We start from the raw sequence: 18,706 nt of genomic DNA on the forward strand, positions 1-18,706 counted from the left end.
ATGCGCGACCGCGCGCGACCAGCGCGCCATCATCTCGTCGCGCCGCGCGGCCGGCAGCTGCGGCTCGAACCGGCGCTCGCTCTTCCACTGCGCCGCGATCTCGTCGCGCGACGCCCAGAAGCCGACGGCGAGACCGGCGAGGCAGGCGGCGCCGAGGGCCGTCGTCTCGGTCACCTGCGGCCGCACGACGGGCACGCCCAGCAGGTCGGCCTGGAACTGCATCAGGAGGTCGTTGCGCGCGGCGCCGCCGTCGGCGCGCACTTCGTGCACGACGCAGGCGGCGTCCTTCTGCATGGCGGCCAGCAGTTCCGCGCTCTGGTAGGCGATGGCTTCGACGGCGGCACGGGCGATGTGCGCGGCCGTCGTCCCGCGCGTCATGCCGACGATGGTGCCGCGCGCATACGGGTCCCAGTGCGGTGCACCGAGGCCGACGAAGGCCGGCACGAGCATCACGCCGCCGCTGTCCGGCACCGACAAGGCGAGCGCCTCGACGTCGGCCGACTGCTTGATGATGCCGAGGCCGTCGCGCAGCCATTGCACGGTGGCGCCGCCCATGAACACGCTGCCTTCGAGCAGGTAGTCGGTGTGGTTGCCCACGGTCCAGCCGACGGTGGCGAGCAGGCGGTTGTGCGACTGCGGCGGCGTGTCGCCCGCGTGCATCAGCATGAAACAGCCGGTGCCATACGTGTTCTTGACCATGCCGCGCCGGTGGCAGGCCTGGCCGAACGTGGCCGCCTGCTGGTCGCCCGCGATGCCCGCGATGGGGATGGCGCGGCCGAACCAGGCCGCGTCGGCCTCCGCGACGATGCCGGAACTGGGCACGACTTCCGGCAGCATCGACGCCGGCACGCCGCACAGGGACAGCAGTTCCGGGTCCCAGCGCAGGCTGTTGATATTGAAGAGCATAGTGCGCGCCGCGTTGCTCGTGTCCGTGACGTGGCGTCCCGTCAATTTATACGTGAGCCAGCTGTCGACGGTGCCGAACGCCAGTTCGCCCCGCTCCGCGCGCGCACGTGCGCCCGGCACGTGCGTGAGCAGCCATTGCAGCTTGGTCGCGGAAAAATAGGCATCCAGTTCGAGACCCGTCTTGCGCTGGATGAGGGGGGCCTTGCCCGCGGCGCGCAGGTCGTCGCAGAGTTCGGCCGTGCGCCGGTCCTGCCAGACGATGGCGTGGCACAGCGGTTCGCCCGTGCGGCGGTCCCACACGACGGTCGTCTCCCGCTGGTTCGTGATGCCGATGGCCGCGACGTCGCCCGCATCGATGCCGGCCTCCGCCAGCACCTGGCGCGCGCATGCGAGCTGGCTGTTCCAGATGTCGAGCGGGTCGTGTTCGACCCAGCCGGGCTGCGGGAAATGCTGGGGATATTCCTGCTGGGCGATGCGCACGACCTGGCCCTGGCGGTCGAACAGGATGGCGCGCGAACTGGTGGTGCCCTGGTCGAGGGCGAGGATGTAACGCATCGTCGTCGAGCTCCCCGGACCGTGAATCATGTGTAAAGCAGGCCGATAGGCCGGATTCTGTGTAACGCCCTTGCGGACGCTATGACAGCCATTCCTCTAGGCGCCGAATTACTCCGGCGCTCAAGCTTCCTACCCGCACGCTCCGCGAGCAACATCAACGCGTGCCTATTTGGAATTGCTCCGAGTGGAGGTTACCGCGTTTCACCGTAACTTAATACGCTCGTCTCTGTGGCCCTATTCCTCGCCTTATACCCGGCTTGCGCCGGGCTTTCGGCGGACGGCCGTTAACCGTCACCCCGCTCTGTGGAGTCCGGACCTTCCTCCCGTCCACGACCTTGCGGCGTGGACCAGCGGCTGTCTGGCCTGCTTCACGGGCTGCATTGTACAGGATTACGTAGCTGCCATTTGTGAAAGGTCGTGTCGCTATTTGAAAAGCCAGCCCAGGGCGAGTTGCATAGAATGCCCGGATTCCATCGTGATAAGGATGACCTCACCATGACGCACCCCTCCCGCAGCGGCGGCCAGATCCTGGTCGATGCGCTCCAGGTCCACGGCGTGGACACTGCCTTCGGCGTGCCCGGCGAAAGCTACCTCGACGTGCTCGACGCGCTGCACGACTCGAACATCCGCTTCGTCATCAATCGCCAGGAAGGCGGCGCGGCGTTCATGGCCGAGGCCTACGGCAAGCTGACGGGCAAGCCCGGCATCTGCTTCGTCACGCGCGGCCCCGGCGCAACGAACGCCTCCATCGGCGTGCACACCGCGTACCAGGACTCCACCCCGATGATCCTGTTCATCGGCCAGGTCGGCACCGACTTCATGGACCGCGAAGCGTTCCAGGAAATCGACTACCGCCGCATGTACGGCCAGATGGCGAAATGGGTCGCGCAGATCGACCGCGCCGAACGCATCCCCGAATACATGGCGCGCGCGTTCCAGGTGGCGACGAGCGGCCGTCCTGGCCCGGTCGTCCTCGCGTTGCCGGAAGACATGCTCGTGGCGCGCGCGGAAGTCGCGGATACGCGCGGCTACCAGCCGACGCAGGGCGCGCCGTCTGCCGCGCAGATCGCACGACTACGCACGCTGCTGGCACAAGCGAAAAAGCCCCTGCTGCTGCTGGGCGGGGGCACGTGGACGGATGCGGCGTGCGCCGACGTGCAGAAATTCGCCGAGGCGAACGCCCTGCCCGTCGCGTGCGCGTTCCGCTTCCAGGATCTGCTGGACAACGAGCACCCGCACTACGCGGGCGACGTCGGCATCGGCATCAATCCGAAGCTGGCCGCACGTGTAAAAGAGGCCGACGTGCTGATCGCGTTCGGCCCGCGCCTGGGCGAGATGACGACGAGCGGCTACTCGCTGCTGGCATCGCCCGTGCCGCGCCAGCGCCTCGTGCACATCCATCCCGATCCGGAAGAACTGGGCAGCGTCTACCAGGCCGAATTGATGATCGCGAGCGGCGCGCCGCAGGCGGCATCGATGCTGGCGGCGATGGAGCCGGTCGATGCAGCGGCATGGCGTCACACGGTCGAGGAAGCGAAGGCCGAGCTGCGCGCGTGGCAGGAGCAGCCGCCGATCTTCAAGGACGGCACCGCGCCGCTGGACCTGTGGCAGATGGTGCAGGACCTGCAAGCCGCCCTCCCGCGCGACACGATCATCACGAACGGCGCGGGCAACTACGCGACGTGGGCGCACCGCTTCTGGCGCTACGGCGCGATGCGCACGCAGCTCGCCCCGACGAGCGGCGCGATGGGATATGCCGTTCCCGCCGGCGTGGCGGCCAAGATCGTGAGGCCGGAGCGCACCGTCGTCACCTTCGCGGGCGACGGCGAATTCATGATGACGGGCCAGGAACTGGCGACCGCGGTGCAGTACGGCGCCGGCGTCATCTTCCTGGTCTTCAACAACGGCATGTTCGGCACGATCCGCATGCACCAGGAACGCGAATACCCGGGCCGCGTGTCGGGCACGCAGCTGCACAATCCGGATTTCGCCGCGCTGGCGCAAGCGTACGGCGGGCACGGCGAGGCGGTCGAGACGACGGCCGGTTTCGGCCCGGCGCTCGAACGCGCCATCGCGTTCACGCGCACGCACAGGCTGCCGGCGCTGATCGAGCTGCGCTACGACGGCAACCTGATCACGCCGGGCGCCACCCTGGACACCATCCGCCGCAACGCGCAGGCGGCCAAGGCGGGCTGATCCTCAAGCCACGGCCAGGCCACGCAGGGCCGGGACGACGTCATGCAGGCGCGCCACTTCGAAGGTGGGCAGCGCATGCGTGTCGTTGGCGAGGCCGCCGGGATTGAACCAGCAGCTTTCGATGCCGAAGCGGTTGGCGCCGAGGATGTCGGCATCGAGGCGGTCGCCGACGATGATCGTTTCCGCATGCGTGAACGCGCGCGCCATTTTGACGGTGTAGTCGAAGAAGCGGCTGTCCGGCTTCGCATGGCCGCACGCCTCCGACGTCGCCACGAACGACACATGGTCGCGCAGCCCGGCACTGGCGATGCGGCGGTGCTGGATCTGCTCGACACCGTTCGTGATGATGCCCACCTCGCCGATGGCGGCCAGGGTCGCGCAGAGTTCCCGCGCGCCGTCGATGAGGACAACCGTGTCCGACAGCGATTCGAGGTACAGGCGGCTGGCCGCTTCCGGATCGAGGTCGAGACCGCTCTTGGCGAAGGTCTGGCGGAAGCGTTCCACCTTCAGGAAATCCTTGGAGACAGTGCCCGTCTCGAAGCTTCGCCACAGTGCCGTATTGATGGCCTGGTAGCGGGCAAACAGCCCGTCGGGAAGCGCGGCCAGGCCCAGTGCACGCATCGTGCGGTCGAACGACAATTGTTCGGAAGCTTTGAAGTCGAGCAGGGTGTCGTCGAGGTCGAAAAGAAAAAGTCTGTGTTTCATGGCGCTGCAACCGCAAGGTGTCCTTCGGAAATAACAGGATACCAGCAGCGCAGATTACATGCCGAGGTTGCCGTCGAGTCCCAGTTCGGCCGGCCACGGCACGGGCGCGTCGAAGGCGCTGGCGGGACTGGATGGATGAGTCAGGAACAGGGCGACAAGGGCAATGAAGAGCCAGACGATGACATTGCGCAGCGATGGCGCCGAACTGCCCACCACGTGATCGCCGGCGATGAGTCTCTTGATAAACCTGGATACGTTCACGATCGTCCCTCGGTGACGCGTCTTCTTATCGATGGTCACAATTTACACCCGTTACGTACTAAATTCCAGCACGGTGAGCGGAGTGGTATTGTTGAGCTGTATTCTAGCCACATTATGGTCGAGCAGGCGCACCTCAGAAGTGTGTTCCCGCTCTGGTAGAATACGCGCGACCCTATCCGGCATTCCGCCGCCCTCCCGAATACACAATGTTTAGTTTCTTCAAAAAGAAAAAACCTGAAGCCGAGACGCCGGCTGCGGTCGAACCCGCGGTGCCCGTGGCCCCGGAGGCTGAAGCGCCGGGCGTCGCCGCGCCAGCCGAGCAGCCGGGTTTCCTGCGCCGCCTGTTCGGCGGTGGCGATGACGCACCCGCCGCGCCCGAGGAAGTTGTTGCGGGCGCTTCGACGGCCTACGAAGGCCAGTTGTTCCCCGAAACCGCCGAACGTCCCGTCAGCGAAGCGGAAGCCAGGCGTTCCTGGATGTCGCGCCTGAAGGCCGGCCTGGCCAAGACGTCGAGCAACCTGTCGCTGCTGTTCGTCGGCGCGCGCATCGACGAAGACCTGTACGAGGAACTCGAATCCGCCCTGCTGATGTCCGACGCCGGCATGGACGCCACGCAATTCCTGCTGGACAACCTGCGCCGCAAGGTGAAGGAAGACAAGCTGCTCGACGCGGCCGCCGTCAAGGTGGCGCTGAAGGGGCTGCTGGTCGACCTGCTGCGTCCGCTGGAAAAGCCGCTCGAACTGGGCCGCCATGAGCCGCTCGTGATGATGATCGCGGGCGTCAACGGCGCCGGCAAGACGACGACCATCGGCAAGCTGGCCAAGCACATGCAGCGCCATGAACAATCCGTGCTGCTGGCCGCCGGCGACACGTTCCGCGCCGCCGCGCGCGAGCAGCTGATGGTGTGGGGCCAGAGAAATAACGTCACCGTGATCTCGCAGCAGTCGGGCGACCCGGCCGCCGTCGCGTTCGACGCCGTCCAGTCGGGCAAGGCGCGCGGCGTCGACGTCGTCATGGTCGACACCGCCGGCCGCCTGCCCACGCAGCTGCACCTGATGGAAGAGCTCAAGAAGATCAGGCGCGTGATCGGCAAGGGCATGGAAGACGCGCCGCACGAAATCCTGCTCGTCATCGACGGCAACACGGGCCAGAATGCGCTGGCGCAGGTAAAGGCGTTCGACGACGCGCTGCAGCTGACCGGCCTCGTGATCACGAAGCTGGACGGCACGGCCAAGGGCGGCATCCTGGCCGCCATCGCACGCACCCGTCCGGTGCCGGTGTACTTCATCGGCGTGGGCGAAAAGCTGGAGGACCTGCAACCCTTCAGCGCCGACGAATTCGCCGAGGCGCTGCTGGGATAATACGCACGATGATCGAATTCCAGTCCGTCTCCAAGAAGTACTCGGATTCCGCCGACACGCTCGCGCTGTCCGACGTATCCCTGAACATCGCCAAGGGCGAGCTGGTGTACCTGGCCGGCCCGTCCGGCGCCGGCAAGTCCACGTTGATGAAAATGGTGGCCGCCATCGAGCGTCCCACGTCCGGCCGCGTGATCGTGAACGGGCAGGACGTCGGCCGCATCCGCAAGGCCGGCATCCCCTTCCTGCGCCGCAACCTCGGCCTGATCTTCCAGAACCAGCGCCTGCTGAACGACCGTCACCTGCTGGCCAACGTGATGCTGCCGCTGATCGTCACCGGCGCGCCCAGGGCGCAAGCCGAACAGCGTGCCCGCGCGGCGCTGGACAAGGTCGGCCTGCTCGACCGCGCCTTCGCCCTGCCGCTGGAACTGTCCGGCGGCGAACAGCAGCGCGTGGCGATCGCCCGCGCCATCGTCAACCGCCCGCAGATCATCCTGGCCGACGAACCGACCGCGAACCTCGACCGCGCCGCGGCCGACAAGGTCATCGACGCGCTGCACGCATTCCACGCCGTGGGCGTCACGTGCGTCATCTCGACCCACGACGACCAGATCCTGGACAGCGCCGCGCGCGTGATCCGCCTCGAACACGGCCATGTGACGGGAGGTGGCGCATGAACATCTGGTTCCGCCAGCACCGCTTCGCCCTCGGCGCCGCGCTGTCCCACGTGCGCAAGGCGCCGGGCAGCTTTTTGTTCAACGTGCTCGTCGTCGCCGTCGCGCTGGCCCTGCCCTTCGCCGGCGTCACCCTGCTCGACAATGTGCGCCCGTTATCGCAAGAACTGTCCGTCGATCCGGAAATCAGCCTGTTCCTCAAGACCGACACCCCGCGCGACCAGGCCCTGGCCCTCGCGCCGCAGCTGCAGCAGATCCTGCACGGCAGCCATGCGAAGGTCAGCTTCGTGCCGCGCGAACAGGCGCTGGCGAGCCTGAAGGAAAAGAGCGGTCTCACGGACGTGATCGAGACGCTGGGCGACAACCCGCTGCCGGACAGCTATGTGATGAAGCTGGAAGGCTTCGCCAGCGGCGCCGACGCCGCGCGCGTGGACGGCCTGGCCGATCAAATGCGCGCCCTGCCGGACGTCGACTCCGTGCAGATCGACTCGGCCTGGGTGAAGCGCCTCGCAGCCCTGCTGGGCATACTGCGCCTGGCGCTGCTGCTGCTCGCGATCACGCTGGGCGTCGTCGTGATCGCCGTCGTGTTCAACACGATCCGTTTGCAGGTACTGACGCAGCGCGAGGAAATCGCCGTGTCGAAACTGCTGGGCGCGACCGACAACTTCATCCACCGCCCGTTCTACTACACGGGCGCCCTGCTGGGCCTGTGCGCGGGTGCGGTGGCGCTGGGTGCCGTTACGCTGGCGCTGCGTCCGCTGAACACGGCAATCGCCGAGTTCGCCCGGCTGTACGCATCGGAATTCCAGCTGGCGCCCCTGCCGCCGCTGGGCATGGCGGCCTTGCTGGCGATCAGTGCCGGGCTCGGCCTCGTTGGGGCCATGTTGTCGGTGCAGAGGCATCTGGCGCGGCTGAAATAATTCGTCGACGCTGAGCCAAAAACAACAAACCCGCCACGAAGGCGGGTTTTGTTTTGAATTCGGGGTGGTCCCGCGGAACGGGACCGAAAACTGACCTAGCGTCATCACCAGTATGGAGGCTGGGAGAGGACAAAACCTAGGGCTGCGTTCAGAGTATATCATCGTGAGCATGCCTGATCAAAAATGATGCGCGATGGACTGGAGCGACCTCGAAAAGCACTTTTCCGCAGCACGGTTGGGCCGTTATCGGGCCTCGTGCAATGGCGACGTCGCCAGGGCAGCAAAAGCATATGTGAACAACATGCTTCTGGCAGAAGCGACAATGCCGATGTTGAACGTGCTTGAAATCGCGCTGAAAAATGGCGTACACCAACGCCTGATTACCCTGTACAACCGATCCGACTGGTGGGAGTCTTGGGTGAGCGACCCGTCGTTTACCTGGCAGGTCCGAGAGGTAGTCGGTGCGAAAGCAAAACTGCAACGCCGAGCCGAAGCGCTTACTCCGGACAAGATTATTGCCGAACTACCCTTTGGCTTCTGGAGTTCGTTATTCAACGTCCAGTTCCAGACCGTCCTTTGGAAAGACCTGCGTCTGGTTTTCCCACGCTGCCCAAAGCCACAGCGTCAGCGCCATACTGTTTCATCGGCACTTAACCAGATCCGGGAACTGCGCAACCGTGTTTTCCATCACGAGCAATTACTTTGGCTAAGCCCTTCTCTCATTGACTTGCACGGTAAAGCTATCGAGGTCATCGGGTGGCTCGATCCAAAGCTACCGCCGTGGCTTGCCAGTTATGATCGTCTTCCCACCACCTGGGCCGCCATCCAGCCGATTTAAGTCAAGGATCCAGGAATATCGAGGCCGTCCCGTGAACCCGTCCGCTGCTGGCCAGTCAAATCCGGCAGCGGACGCGAGGCATCCACCTACATGGCAACGTGCGCCAGCCAACAGAAAGCGCAGCACGCGTCGCCTAACCTGTCTTCTACCGATTTCAAACGATACGAGCGTCACATTTGAGCCGTATCAACTGAACCGCGCGTACCTGCTCTACAGTTGAATCGAACCGTTTTTTTGATTCCTGCGGGCAATACTTTAATGAAACTTAAACCCATCGTAAGGGATATGGTGGCGCCTAGCACTCACCTCAAGAGAGTGCTAATATTACGTCAGACTATCGCGGGAAATGGTTTTGATAGCACCGTCAGCATCCCGACTACAAGCCAGCCAGCTGCGCCTTCGGGGCTCTGGAGATGGCGAGACGATGCAGCAGTTTATCTACGAGGGAGTGACTATGTCCGCACAATCCGCATTGGTTCCGGCCGGCAGTCATGCACTGGGACTGGGTTTCAGTGGCAATCTCGGTAATATCGACGCCTATATCTCGGCAGTGAACCGCCTGCCGATGCTGTCCCACGAGGAAGAAGTTTCCCTGGCTAAGAGCCTGCAGGAAAAGAATGACCTGGACGCGGCCCAGAAACTGGTGCTGTCGCACCTGCGCCTGGTCGTGTCGATCGCACGCGGCTACCTGGGCTATGGCCTGCCGCACGCCGACCTGATCCAGGAAGGTAATATCGGCCTGATGAAGGCAGTCAAGCGTTTCGACCCGAACCAGGGCGTCCGCCTGGTGTCCTACGCCATGCACTGGATCAAGGCCGAGATGCACGAATACATCTTGAAGAACTGGCGTCTGGTCAAGGTTGCAACGACCAAGGCGCAGCGCAAGCTGTTCTTCAACCTGCGCAGCAACAAGCAGGGCCTGGACGCCATGTCGCCGCAACAAGTCGACGACCTGGCGAAGATGCTCGACGTGAAGCGCGAAGAAGTGATCGAGATGGAAACGCGTCTCTCCGGCCGCGACATCGCGCTGGAAGCGCCGACCGACGACGAAGACGACAAGTTCTCGCCTATCGCCTACCTGTCCTCGGACCAGCAGGAACCGACCAAGGTCCTGGAAGCCGAAGAAGTGGTGCGCCTGCAATCGGAAGGCCTGGAAACGGCCCTGTCGAAACTCGACCCGCGCTCGCGCCGCATCGTGGAAGCGCGCTGGCTGGCCAACGACGACGGCTCGGGCGCCACGCTGCACACGCTGGCCGAGGAATTCGGCGTGTCGGCCGAGCGTATCCGCCAGATCGAATCGGCCGCGCTGAAGAAGATGAAAACCGCGCTGGCGGCTTACGTGTAAGCCGTTTGCTGCCCAACGACAAAGGCACCCCAGGGTGCCTTTTGTTTTTTGGGCATGCCGTCTACGAAATCGTGCGCCCGAATTTGCCGGCGAATGCCTGGAGCCTGGCAGGGTCGAAGGCGCCCACGATGTTCGGATACCTGAAGCCCCCGACGACGTGGTGGTACATGACGTGGTAGGCATCGTCGGCATTGTGGAGGTCGCGGATGTCGTCCATGTCGACCGCGTACAGGTAAGGAAAGACGCCCCGCAGGAAATCGAAGAAATCGGGGATGGGGATGCGCTGGAATACGTTCAGGCACCAATGGTTCAGTTCGAGGGTGACCGTCGGCTTGCAGGTCGACAGCGTGTCGCGCAGGCCTTCGATGACGTCGCGCTCGAATCCTTCGACATCGATCTTGATGAAATCGACGCCGTCCAGGTTGGCGCCCTGGATGAACGTATCGCCCTGGGCAATCTCGATCGCCTCGACCTGGTGCCCCGCCGATGCCTGCATCTTGTTCGATACGAATCCACCTGAACGGTTATTGGCGGAAAACGTCAGCTCGAAACGCCCTTCGGTCTTGCCCAGCCCGAGGTTCAGCGCGGTCACGTTGTGCAATCCCGATGCGTCCAGGTTCTTTTTCAGGAACCCGAACGTGGTCGGGGACGGTTCGAAGCTGATGACCTGGCGCGCGCGGCTGCCGAACAGGATCGACGTGCAACCGATATTGGCCCCGATGTCGAGGACGGTGTCGGACGGTGCCACCAATGAATCGAACAGTTGGACCATGTGGGGTTCGAATACCCCGCGGATGTGGTCGAGGTAGTTGTCGTCGGACTCGATACGGTAGTGCTTGCCACCAATGTCCGTCGTCACGTGACCGGGACCATCGGCGTCGGGCGCGTCGGTCACCTCGGGCGCCTCGGACGCTTCCATGGCAGGTTCGGGAGCGTCGGCTGCCTCGTCTTTGTTCGACACCGGGGATGGGCGCTTGAAATAGCTCAGCAACATCTTCAACGTTCTCTCCACAAGTCATTAACGATAGGATGCGGAGGGCACGATAGCACGGCCGGACGAGCGCAAGACTCACCAATTATCAAACGCGCCGCTACGCCAGCTTCGCCTTGAAGAACGTCATCGTCCGGCCCCACGCCAGTGTCGCGGCCGCTTCGTCGTAGCGCGGCGTCGTGTCGTTATTAAAACCGTGCTCCACGCCCGGGTAGACGAAGTGCTGGTAGTCGACGCGGTTCGCCTTCAGCGCGGCCTCGTACGCGGGCCAGCCGGCCAGGATGCGCTCGTCCTTGCCGGCGTCATGGATCAGCAGGGGCGCGCGGATGCGGGCGACGTCGGCCGCGGGCGGCTGCATGCCGTAGAACGGCACGGCGGCGGCCAGGTCCGGCAGCTGCGTCGCGAGGTAGTTGGCGATGCCGCCACCATAGCAGAAGCCCACCACGCCCACCTTGCCCGTGCCCTGCGGCAGCGCGGCCAGCGCGTGGGCGGCGGCGATGAAGTCGGCGCGCGTCTTCGCCTGGTCGAGCTTGGGGAAGAGTTCGCGGGCCTTGTCCTCGTCGCCCGGATAGCCGCCCAGCGGGGTCAGCGCGTCCGGGGCGAAGGCGACATAGCCGTCGAGCGCGACGCGGCGGGTAACGTCCTCGATGTGCGGATTCAGGCCGCGGTTTTCGTGCACGACGAGGATCGTCGGCAGCTTTCCTTTCGCATTGGCCGGCTCGGCCAGGTAGCCGTGCACCTTGCCGTAGCCCTGCGGCGACGGGAAGTCGACGTACCGCGTCTTCAGGCGCGCGTCCGCGGGCGCGACGAGCGGCGCGGCGAACGACGGCGACAGCTGCGCCAGCAACGCGGCGGCATAGCGGCTGGCACGCGACAGGAAATCGCGGCGCGACACGCGGCCGTGCACATAGCCGTCGAACAGTTTCAGTACCTCGGGGTCGAAATCCGCTGCGGTCAAACGTGTCATGTCCAGCCTCCTGTCGGGTTCAAGAGCGCCAGCATACTTCAGATCCGGATGACGATGCGCCTCTTGAACAGCTGCCACAGCCCTGCCCCCAGCACGAGCAGCAGCAACGCCGAATACGCGGCCGAGGCCACCCGCGCTTCGGGAATCGCCTGCGCCAGCCACGCGGCCAGCAGGTCGTGCAGGCTGCCGGCACCGAGCGGCAGCTGCATCACCGTATCGATCAGCGTGATGCCGACGAAGGCCAGCGTCGCATTGGTGCCGAAGGCGAGGACCGGCCGGGTCCACGCGGGCGCCTCCTGGCCGGGCGGCACGAGGCGCATCAGCACGAGCAGCGACAGCAGCGTGAACCCGCCGGACGCCAGCGCAAAGCTGGGCGTCCACAGTTTTTTCACCATGGGCACGAGTGGATCGAGCAGGAAGCCGGCCAGCAGGCAGGCCACGCCGGCGATCGCGAGGGCCGTCAGCGTGGCGCGCTTGTGCGACCGCATCAACAGCAGCGACGCCGCCACGCCGAACAGCACGTTGACGAGTGCGCCCAGGGTGGACACGAGGCCTTCCGGGTCGAAGGTGACGACGTCGCCGGTCTTCCCCCACGGCCACAGGTGCGGGACGCCGAACACGGCGCGGTCGACGACGGCCGGCAGCGCGTGCATGGAGTCGAAGCACGCGCGCCCGCAGCCGGGCGCATCCCACGCGAGCAGCAGCGCGGCATAGCCCACCAGCAGCGCGACGCTGGCCGCCACCGGCACCGAGACGCGCAGTCCGTCGCGCCGCAACGCCAGCACGCACCCCGTACCCACGATGGCATGGCACAGCCCGATGCGCTGCAGGATGCCCGGCAGGCGGACGTGGGCGAAGTCGAAGCCGGGCAGCAGGTTCAGCACGACGCCGAGCGCGACGAGCACGGCCGAGCGGCGCAGCACGTGGCCGACGAGGGCCGCCCTCCCCTGGCCCGCGCGCCGCGCGAGCGCAAAGGGCAGCGCCGCCCCTGCACAGAACAGGAAGGCGGGAAAGATCATGTCGGCGATGGCGAAGCCGCGCCAGTCGGCATGCGTCAGGAACGTGAAGCGCCGGTCCCAGCCGCCCGCGTACGCGACCATGATCATGCCCATCACGGCGAGGCCGCGCAGCAGGTCGATGGCGGTCACGCGCGGCGTGGAAGGTGCCGGCTTTTCCATGCTGTTCCCCATGTATGAAATCGATTTCAAATATGCGCCGCGGACGTGCCATCGTCAAGTCATGATGCATAACGCACATCATTGTCCAGAAGGAAATAGAATGGAAGACCACCGCAACCCACCAGGAGGTTCCATGCAACTCATCGGCATGCTCGATTCACCGTTCGTCCGCCGCGTCGCCATCTCGTTCGACCTGCAGAACATTCCGTTCGAGCACAAGGCGCTGTCCGTGTTCCGCAACTTCGACGAATTCTCCGCCATCAATCCGACAGTCAAGGCGCCGACGCTCGTGCTGGACGACGGTTCCTTCCTGATCGATTCCACGCTGATGCTCGAATACGGCGACGCGCTGGCGGGCAACTCCCTGCTGCCGGCCGCCCCGGCGGCGCGTGCGCAGGCGCTGCGTGCCATCGGCCCGGCGCTGGCGGCCTGCGAAAAGACGGCGCAAATCGTCTACGAGTACCAGTTGCGGCCGCAGGAAAAACAGCACCAGCCGTGGCTCGACCGCGTGCAGCAGCAATTGCTCGCGGCGCTCGGGCTGCTGGAAGCGGAGACGGACGCGTTCGACATCGACGCACTCGACCAGGCCGCCGTCACGGCCGCCGTCACGTGGTCGTTCGTCCGCTTGATGGTGCCGCAAATCGTGTCGCCCGACCACTTCCCGCGCCTGGCCGCGTGGACCTCGCGTGCGGAGGCGCTGCCGGTCTTCCAGCGCTATCCGCTCGTCTGAGCGCCACTGAACGGCAAGCGCGCCGGCCTGGACTGGCGATTTTGCTATGATTGGTTTCACACCAACAACCGGACGCCCAATGAAACTGCCGTCCCTGGCCGCCCTCGCGGCGGCCGTGTCGATGCCGATCCTGGCCGGCTGCGCCTCCCCTCCGCCGCAGGACGCCGTGTACCCGCTCCGGCCCGAGCAAAGCGTCGTCCTCGCGCGCGGCACCGTGCTCACGTACGACAGTTACAGCGACAGCCGCTGTCCCGCGAACACGCGCTGCGTCTGGGCTGGACGGCTGATTTTCCGCTTCCTCATCGACGGCCCGAACGGCGCCGAAGAATTCACGCTCGGTCCCGACCAGCCGACGGCCACGCCCGCGTCGCTGCACGGGGCCCGCGTCACGCTCGACACGTCCGCGATCCCGCCCGCGCGCGCGGCCGGTACGCTGCGCCCCAACGACATCATTCCCGTCACGCTCAAGATCTCCGCCAAATGAACCAACCCGTCAAAACCCTCGCCTGCGGCCTGATCCTCTCCATCGTCCTGACACCGCCGCTCGCGCTGGCCAAGACCCCGGTCGCGACGGGCACCGGCGGCGCCGTCGCCACGATCAGCGAAAAGGCGTCGGCCTCCGCGCTCGCGATCCTCAACAAGGGCGGCAATGCCATCGACGCGGCCGTCGCGGCGGCGGCCACGCTGGGCGTCACCGATCCGTTCAGCTGCGGCATCGGCGGCGGCGGCTTCATGGTCGTGTACCTCGCCAAGGACAAGCGCGTCGTCACCATCGACCACCGCGAGACCGCGCCCGCGTCGTTCAGTCCTTCCGTCTTCCAGGAAAACGGCAAGGCGATCGATTTCGACACGGCCGTCGCCAGCGGCGCATCGGTCGGCGTACCGGGCACCGTGCGCGGCTGGCACGAGGCGCTGGATCGCTACGGCACGATGTCGTTCAAGCAGGTGCTGGCGCCCGCGATCCAGGTCGCGACGAACGGCTTCCCCGTCAGCGACACGATGCACGGCCTGATCGTCGAGAACGAGAAAAAATTCGGCATGTTCGAGACGACGAGCAAGCTGTATCTCAAGAACGGCAAGGCCCTGCCGGCCGGCACCGTCGTCAAGAACCCGGACCTCGCCAGGGCCTACCGCGAGCTGGCGGCGAAAGGCTACAAGGTGTTCTACGAAGGCCCGCTGGCGCAGGCCGTCGTCGCCGCGGTCAACCGCCCGCCCGTCACGGCGGGCGTCCAGGTCCGCCCCGGCACGATGAGCCTCGCGGACATGGCCAACTACGAGGCGCGCATCCGCCAGCCGATCCGCTCCACCTACCGCGGCTACGACATCTACGGCATGCCGCCACCCAGCAGCGGCGGCGCGACGGTGGCCGAAGCCCTCAACATCCTCGAAGGCTTCGACCTGAAGTCGATGCCGCGCGCGAACGTCGAACACCTGTACCTGGAAGCGAGCCGCCTCGCTTTTGCCGACCGCAACGCCTTCCTCGGCGACCCGGAATATGTCGACGCGCCCATCGAAGGCGTGCTGTCGAAGCAGTTCGCCGCGCAGCGCCGTTCGCTGATCCGGCCCGACCGCGCGGCGGGCGTCGTTCCCGCCGGCGACGCGTTCCTGTACGAGAACGACCAGAGCTTCCCGCTGCGTCCGCAGCAGAACCTGATCATGAAAGAAGGCACGCACACGACGCACCTGACGGTGTCGGACAAATGGGGCAACGTCGTGGCCTACACGTTCACGATCGAGTCGTGGGGCGGCAGCGGCATCGTCGTGCCGGGCTACGGCTTCCTGCTGAATAACGAGATGACCGACTTCGATTTCACGGGTCCGGCGCCGAACATTCCCGAAGCCGGCAAGCGCCCGCGCAGCAGCATGGCGCCGACGATCGCCTTCAAGGACGGCAAGCCCGCCTTCACCATCGGCAGCCCGGGCGGCGCGACGATCATCACGACGGTGCTGCAGACGATCGTCAACTACATCGACCTCGGCATGACTATGGACCAGGCGATCGACGCGCCCCGCCTATCGCAGCGCAACGCGAAAGAGACGTCGGTCGAACCGGGTTTTGCGGGCACCCCGCAGGCCCAGGCGCTGGAACAGTTCGGCCACAAGTGGGAAGCGAAGCCCGAGGAGATCGGCGCCGCGAACGCGATCGTGTTCAATCCCGACGGCACCGTGACGGCGGTCAGCGAAGGCCACCGCCACGGCATCGGCACGGCGCTCGTGCAGAAGCGCGGGCACTGATCAACCCAGCCGGCCTGCCGGGAAGGCCGGCGGCGCGGCGAGCATACGCTTCCAGTCGAGCCGTAATTGCACGAGGCAGACGGCCAGCGAGAGTTCGATCAGCCACGGCCAGGCCGTGGTGCCGGTCAGCTTGCCGAGGGCCACGGCCACGAGCGCCTGCACGAGGGCATACGCGCCAGCGCGCAGGCCCAGGGCCAGGTTCCAGCCGCCGCGGACGCTCGCGTAATCGCCCAGCAGCCCCATCATCGCCACCTGCCCGGCCAGGCTGCACAGGCCGAGCTGGCGCAGCAGCCCATCCGGTCCCATGCCTGCCATGAACGACGCGCCCGTCAAGGCTGCCGTCAACAACATCCATACCGCGAGCGCCTGACGCAGCAGCCGCGTGGCGAGGCGCCGGTTCAGCAGCGCGGCATTGCCGGCCAGCGGCGTCAGGCGCAGCAAGGCCTGCTCGCCCTGCGTGCGGCGCAGCTGCTGGCCATACTGGGCCGTGCTGAATGCGACGACGAGCGCCATCATGGCCGGCCCGGCGTCCAGTAACACGCCGGCGAACGATTGCGCCGCGGCGCCGCGCGGCACGGCCAGCACGATGTGCACGACGACGCTGACGACCATGACCACGACGATGGCGCCGCCCCAGGAAGTCCAGTGCGCCATCGGTCCCAGCGCATGCATCAGCATCGTGCCCGGATCGGCGCGCCGGCGCTCGCAACGCAGCGCGACGCGGTACAACGACAAGTTGCCTTGCCACGCCATACCGTCGGGCATGGGCTGTCGTTGTTCCGTGCGGAAGGCGAAGTGGTTCAGGCGCCTGATCTGGTCGCCGCGCCGCGCCAGGAAAGCATCGCCGCCGGCCGGATACATCCAGCGCAGGCCCCACACCGCGGCGGGCAGGACCAGGATGCTCATGACCCAGAAGGCGGCGTTGCCCGTCATCACTTCCACCCACGCGGGCGGCAGTATGAAGTGCACCAGCCACGGTCCGTTGCCGCCCAACACGAGCAACACCACGACGTACTTGTTCCCCGCCATCATCAACGCCAGGCACAGCGTGCCGAGCGCGACGATCGGCAGCACGGCCCAGTTGCCGAGGCCGTACGCAATGCCGAGCGTGGCGATGCACAAGTACGCGGCCGTCATCTGCAGCAGGCGGCGGCGCTGGCGGGGCAGCAGCCATGCGTTCATGGGCGAATTCAGGCGGATGGAACCGGGTACGAACAGGAAGGTCCAGATGAACGCCAGCGCCATGAAGACGACGGCGATGGCAAAGCGCAGCGCCTGCAAGGGAGACAGGTCGCCCAGCACGGCCACGATGATGCCGCATGAGGCGATGGCGCCGGCCACCAGATAAACGCCGCGCAGCGACCCCGGTTCGCGCTGCGCCGCCGCCGCGCGCCAGATCGCCCGACAATCCTGCAGCGCGGCGTTCATTGCGTCACCTCGATGAACAGGTCTTCCAGCGTCAGCGGTTCCACGCGCACGCCCGGCTCGCGCGCGAGGCGCGCGACGTCGTCGCCCTGCGCCTGCACGATCACGCTCGTCATCGCGCCCTCCCGGCGCCGCCGCACCTCGCCCGCCAGCGGCGAGCCAGGCAACGTGGCGGCCGGCACGACGACGCGGCGCGCACCTTCCAGCAGCGCATCCGTCTGGCCCTGCAGCGCGATGCGGCCATCTTTCAAAAACGCGAGGTCGAACGCGACGCGCTCCAGGTCGGACAGGATGTGCGTGGAGAACACGACGGTCGTCCCCCGCTCGATCACCTGGTCGACCAGCTCGCGCAGGAATTCGCGCCGGCCGACCGGGTCCAGTGCGGACACGGGTTCGTCGAGGATCAGCAGTTCCGGCTCGTGCGCCAGCGCGCGGATGATGGCGAGCCTCTGCTGCTCGCCCCCGGACAACCGCTTGATCGGCTTGTTGCGCAGTTCGGGGCCGACGTCCCAGCGCGACAGCAGGCCGTCGACCTTGCCGGTGTTCCAGCGCGGGTACATCGCGCGGAAGTAATCGAACATCTGCACGGGCGTCAGCCAGTCGAACAAATCGGTGCGCTGCGGGACATAGCCGATGCGACCGCGCGCATCGTCGGAGAGCGCGGCCACGCCTTCGCCGAACAGCGCAACGCTGCCGCCGTCGGCCTCGCGCAATCCGAGCATGCATTCGAGCAGCGTGGACTTGCCGGCGCCGTTGCGGCCCAGCAGGCCAACCACCTGGCCGGGTGCGATCTGCCAGTCGAGATCGGCAAGCACCCGCTGGCTGCCGAAATACTTGCTGACCGAGGACATGCGAACGATGGCGGCACTCATTTTGTTTCCTTCAGAATAGTTGCGAACAGGGACAGGACGGTTTCTGGATCGAGCTCGAGCTGGCGCGCCTCGACGGCGGCGCGCTCGAGCGTGGGACGGAGCAGATCGGCGCGGTCGGCCGGCTGCGTGGATGCGGACTCGGCGACCACCATGCCGAGGCCGCGCCGGCGCGCCAGCACGCCTTCCATCTCCAGCAGGCTGTAGGCCTTGGAGACGGTCATCGGATTGAGCGCCAGCGCCTGCGCGATCTCGCGCACGGACGGCATCTCGTCGCCGGGACGAAGCTGGCCGCTGGCGGACAGGCGGCGCACCTGCTCGACGAGCTGGCGGTAGATCGGTTCGGACGAGCCGGTCGCGATCGAAAACAGGTTGGCGGTGTGTGTGGGCATGGTGTCTACTGTATTAATTGAGTAATACAGTACGCCCGAGGTGTATCGCCGTCAAGCGATATTTACAAAAAAAGACGGCTCCACGAGGGAGCCGTTAAAGGGCGTGGGCGCCAAGCCGCCCACGTTGGATCTGCGGACGGAGACTGGTCCGCAGGGACGAC

Annotated in this window: 18 protein-coding genes and 1 other RNA gene; 9 read left to right on the forward strand and 10 right to left on the reverse strand. The window is 66.0% G+C overall.

Annotated elements, in window-relative coordinates; genetic code table 11:
• Together glpK and rnpB are read right to left on the reverse strand one after the other, a co-directional pair.
• A partial coding sequence (gene glpK / locus ACEN88_RS04325; protein ID WP_413337562.1) for a glycerol kinase GlpK occupies positions 1 to 1,461 on the reverse strand: 1,461 nt, incomplete at its 3' end.
• A gap of 30 nt (positions 1,462 to 1,491) precedes the next feature.
• An RNA gene (rnpB, locus tag ACEN88_RS04330) (RNase P RNA component class A) lies at positions 1,492 to 1,831 on the reverse strand.
• Positions 1,832 to 1,956: 125 nt separating this feature from the next.
• Here rnpB and ACEN88_RS04335 point away from each other — a divergent pair.
• Positions 1,957 to 3,657: a thiamine pyrophosphate-binding protein gene (locus ACEN88_RS04335; RefSeq protein ID WP_413337563.1), complete on the forward strand. Its 1,701-nt coding sequence runs from the start codon at positions 1,957 to 1,959 to the stop codon at positions 3,655 to 3,657.
• A gap of 3 nt (positions 3,658 to 3,660) precedes the next feature.
• Here ACEN88_RS04335 and ACEN88_RS04340 read toward each other — a convergent pair whose 3' ends face one another.
• Both ACEN88_RS04340 and ACEN88_RS04345 read right to left on the reverse strand, forming a co-directional pair.
• Positions 3,661 to 4,362, reverse strand: a complete 702-nt coding sequence (locus tag ACEN88_RS04340; protein WP_413337564.1) for a YjjG family noncanonical pyrimidine nucleotidase — start codon at positions 4,360 to 4,362, stop codon at positions 3,661 to 3,663.
• 54 nt (positions 4,363 to 4,416) lie between these two features.
• Positions 4,417 to 4,623 (reverse strand): hypothetical protein, encoded by a 207-nt coding sequence (locus tag ACEN88_RS04345; protein WP_413337565.1) that lies wholly within the window; start codon positions 4,621 to 4,623, stop codon positions 4,417 to 4,419.
• 206 nt (positions 4,624 to 4,829) lie between these two features.
• Here ACEN88_RS04345 and ftsY point away from each other — a divergent pair, with 206 nt between their 5' ends.
• From ftsY to rpoH, 5 genes are all read left to right on the forward strand, one after another.
• On the forward strand, positions 4,830 to 5,984 hold the full coding sequence (gene ftsY / locus ACEN88_RS04350; RefSeq protein WP_413337566.1) for a signal recognition particle-docking protein FtsY: 1,155 nt from the start codon (positions 4,830 to 4,832) through the stop codon (positions 5,982 to 5,984).
• Positions 5,985 to 5,992: 8 nt separating this feature from the next.
• Positions 5,993 to 6,658, forward strand: coding sequence for a cell division ATP-binding protein FtsE (locus tag ACEN88_RS04355; RefSeq protein ID WP_413337567.1), 666 nt, complete (start codon positions 5,993 to 5,995; stop codon positions 6,656 to 6,658).
• Positions 6,655 to 7,575, forward strand: coding sequence for a permease-like cell division protein FtsX (gene ftsX, locus ACEN88_RS04360; RefSeq protein ID WP_413337568.1), 921 nt, complete (start codon positions 6,655 to 6,657; stop codon positions 7,573 to 7,575). Before ACEN88_RS04355 ends, ftsX begins: the two co-directional genes overlap by 4 nt.
• Before the next feature lie 193 nt (positions 7,576 to 7,768).
• The gene (locus ACEN88_RS04365) at positions 7,769 to 8,413 is read left to right on the forward strand and encodes a hypothetical protein (protein ID WP_413337569.1); all 645 of its coding nucleotides are present in this window, start codon (positions 7,769 to 7,771) and stop codon (positions 8,411 to 8,413) included.
• Positions 8,414 to 8,867: 454 nt separating this feature from the next.
• Positions 8,868 to 9,758, forward strand: a complete 891-nt coding sequence (rpoH, locus tag ACEN88_RS04370) for an RNA polymerase sigma factor RpoH (protein ID WP_413337570.1) — start codon at positions 8,868 to 8,870, stop codon at positions 9,756 to 9,758.
• 61 nt (positions 9,759 to 9,819) lie between these two features.
• Here rpoH and ACEN88_RS04375 read toward each other — a convergent pair whose 3' ends face one another.
• From ACEN88_RS04375 to ACEN88_RS04385, 3 genes are all read right to left on the reverse strand, one after another.
• Positions 9,820 to 10,752 carry an FkbM family methyltransferase gene (locus ACEN88_RS04375; RefSeq protein WP_413337589.1) on the reverse strand — a complete coding sequence of 311 codons (933 nt, stop codon included), beginning with the start codon at positions 10,750 to 10,752 and terminating at the stop codon, positions 9,820 to 9,822.
• A gap of 97 nt (positions 10,753 to 10,849) precedes the next feature.
• The gene (locus ACEN88_RS04380; protein WP_413337571.1) at positions 10,850 to 11,716 is read right to left on the reverse strand and encodes a dienelactone hydrolase family protein; all 867 of its coding nucleotides are present in this window, start codon (positions 11,714 to 11,716) and stop codon (positions 10,850 to 10,852) included.
• Between the two features lie 38 nt (positions 11,717 to 11,754).
• A complete protein-coding gene (locus ACEN88_RS04385) occupies positions 11,755 to 12,894 on the reverse strand; it encodes an acyltransferase family protein (protein ID WP_413337572.1) in 1,140 nt (379 codons plus the stop codon).
• 133 nt (positions 12,895 to 13,027) lie between these two features.
• On the opposite strand from ACEN88_RS04385, the gene ACEN88_RS04390 reads away from it, so the two are divergent.
• From ACEN88_RS04390 to ggt, 3 genes are all read left to right on the forward strand, one after another.
• Positions 13,028 to 13,624, forward strand: coding sequence for a glutathione S-transferase (locus ACEN88_RS04390; RefSeq protein ID WP_413337573.1), 597 nt, complete (start codon positions 13,028 to 13,030; stop codon positions 13,622 to 13,624).
• A gap of 79 nt (positions 13,625 to 13,703) precedes the next feature.
• Positions 13,704 to 14,108 (forward strand): hypothetical protein, encoded by a 405-nt coding sequence (locus ACEN88_RS04395; RefSeq protein ID WP_413337574.1) that lies wholly within the window; start codon positions 13,704 to 13,706, stop codon positions 14,106 to 14,108.
• Positions 14,105 to 15,859 (forward strand): gamma-glutamyltransferase, encoded by a 1,755-nt coding sequence (ggt, locus tag ACEN88_RS04400; protein ID WP_413337575.1) that lies wholly within the window; start codon positions 14,105 to 14,107, stop codon positions 15,857 to 15,859. Before ACEN88_RS04395 ends, ggt begins: the two co-directional genes overlap by 4 nt.
• On the opposite strand, the gene ACEN88_RS04405 is transcribed toward ggt, so the two are convergent.
• From ACEN88_RS04405 to ACEN88_RS04415, 3 genes are read right to left on the reverse strand one after another with little or no spacing between them, the layout of a single operon-like run.
• The gene (locus tag ACEN88_RS04405; RefSeq protein ID WP_413337576.1) at positions 15,860 to 17,287 is read right to left on the reverse strand and encodes a hypothetical protein; all 1,428 of its coding nucleotides are present in this window, start codon (positions 17,285 to 17,287) and stop codon (positions 15,860 to 15,862) included. It lies immediately after the preceding gene.
• Positions 17,284 to 18,156: an ABC transporter ATP-binding protein gene (locus ACEN88_RS04410; protein WP_413337577.1), complete on the reverse strand. Its 873-nt coding sequence runs from the start codon at positions 18,154 to 18,156 to the stop codon at positions 17,284 to 17,286. Before ACEN88_RS04410 ends, ACEN88_RS04405 begins: the two co-directional genes overlap by 4 nt.
• Positions 18,153 to 18,545, reverse strand: a complete 393-nt coding sequence (locus tag ACEN88_RS04415; RefSeq protein WP_413337578.1) for a GntR family transcriptional regulator — start codon at positions 18,543 to 18,545, stop codon at positions 18,153 to 18,155. Before ACEN88_RS04415 ends, ACEN88_RS04410 begins: the two co-directional genes overlap by 4 nt.
• Between the last annotated feature and the right edge of the window lie 161 nt (positions 18,546 to 18,706).

It is taken from the genome of Massilia sp. CT11-108 (assembly GCF_047302915.1).
In the GTDB taxonomy this organism is placed as follows: Bacteria; Pseudomonadota; Gammaproteobacteria; order Burkholderiales; family Burkholderiaceae_D; genus Telluria; species Telluria orientalis.

Coding starts and splice junctions, on each gene's coding strand:
- ACEN88_RS04335 (WP_413337563.1), top strand. CDS start 1,957: ATGACGCACCCCTCCCGCAGCGGCGGCCAGATCCTGGTCGATGCGCTC.
- ACEN88_RS04340 (WP_413337564.1), bottom strand. CDS start 4,362: ATGAAACACAGACTTTTTCTTTTCGACCTCGACGACACCCTGCTCGAC.
- ftsY (WP_413337566.1), top strand. CDS start 4,830: ATGTTTAGTTTCTTCAAAAAGAAAAAACCTGAAGCCGAGACGCCGGCT.
- ACEN88_RS04355 (WP_413337567.1), top strand. CDS start 5,993: ATGATCGAATTCCAGTCCGTCTCCAAGAAGTACTCGGATTCCGCCGAC.
- ftsX (WP_413337568.1), top strand. CDS start 6,655: ATGAACATCTGGTTCCGCCAGCACCGCTTCGCCCTCGGCGCCGCGCTG.
- ACEN88_RS04365 (WP_413337569.1), top strand. CDS start 7,769: ATGGACTGGAGCGACCTCGAAAAGCACTTTTCCGCAGCACGGTTGGGC.
- rpoH (WP_413337570.1), top strand. CDS start 8,868: ATGTCCGCACAATCCGCATTGGTTCCGGCCGGCAGTCATGCACTGGGA.
- ACEN88_RS04375 (WP_413337589.1), bottom strand. CDS start 10,752: ATGTTGCTGAGCTATTTCAAGCGCCCATCCCCGGTGTCGAACAAAGAC.
- ACEN88_RS04380 (WP_413337571.1), bottom strand. CDS start 11,716: ATGACACGTTTGACCGCAGCGGATTTCGACCCCGAGGTACTGAAACTG.
- ACEN88_RS04385 (WP_413337572.1), bottom strand. CDS start 12,894: ATGGAAAAGCCGGCACCTTCCACGCCGCGCGTGACCGCCATCGACCTG.
- ACEN88_RS04390 (WP_413337573.1), top strand. CDS start 13,028: ATGCAACTCATCGGCATGCTCGATTCACCGTTCGTCCGCCGCGTCGCC.
- ACEN88_RS04395 (WP_413337574.1), top strand. CDS start 13,704: ATGAAACTGCCGTCCCTGGCCGCCCTCGCGGCGGCCGTGTCGATGCCG.
- ggt (WP_413337575.1), top strand. CDS start 14,105: ATGAACCAACCCGTCAAAACCCTCGCCTGCGGCCTGATCCTCTCCATC.
- ACEN88_RS04405 (WP_413337576.1), bottom strand. CDS start 17,287: ATGAACGCCGCGCTGCAGGATTGTCGGGCGATCTGGCGCGCGGCGGCG.
- ACEN88_RS04410 (WP_413337577.1), bottom strand. CDS start 18,156: ATGAGTGCCGCCATCGTTCGCATGTCCTCGGTCAGCAAGTATTTCGGC.
- ACEN88_RS04415 (WP_413337578.1), bottom strand. CDS start 18,545: ATGCCCACACACACCGCCAACCTGTTTTCGATCGCGACCGGCTCGTCC.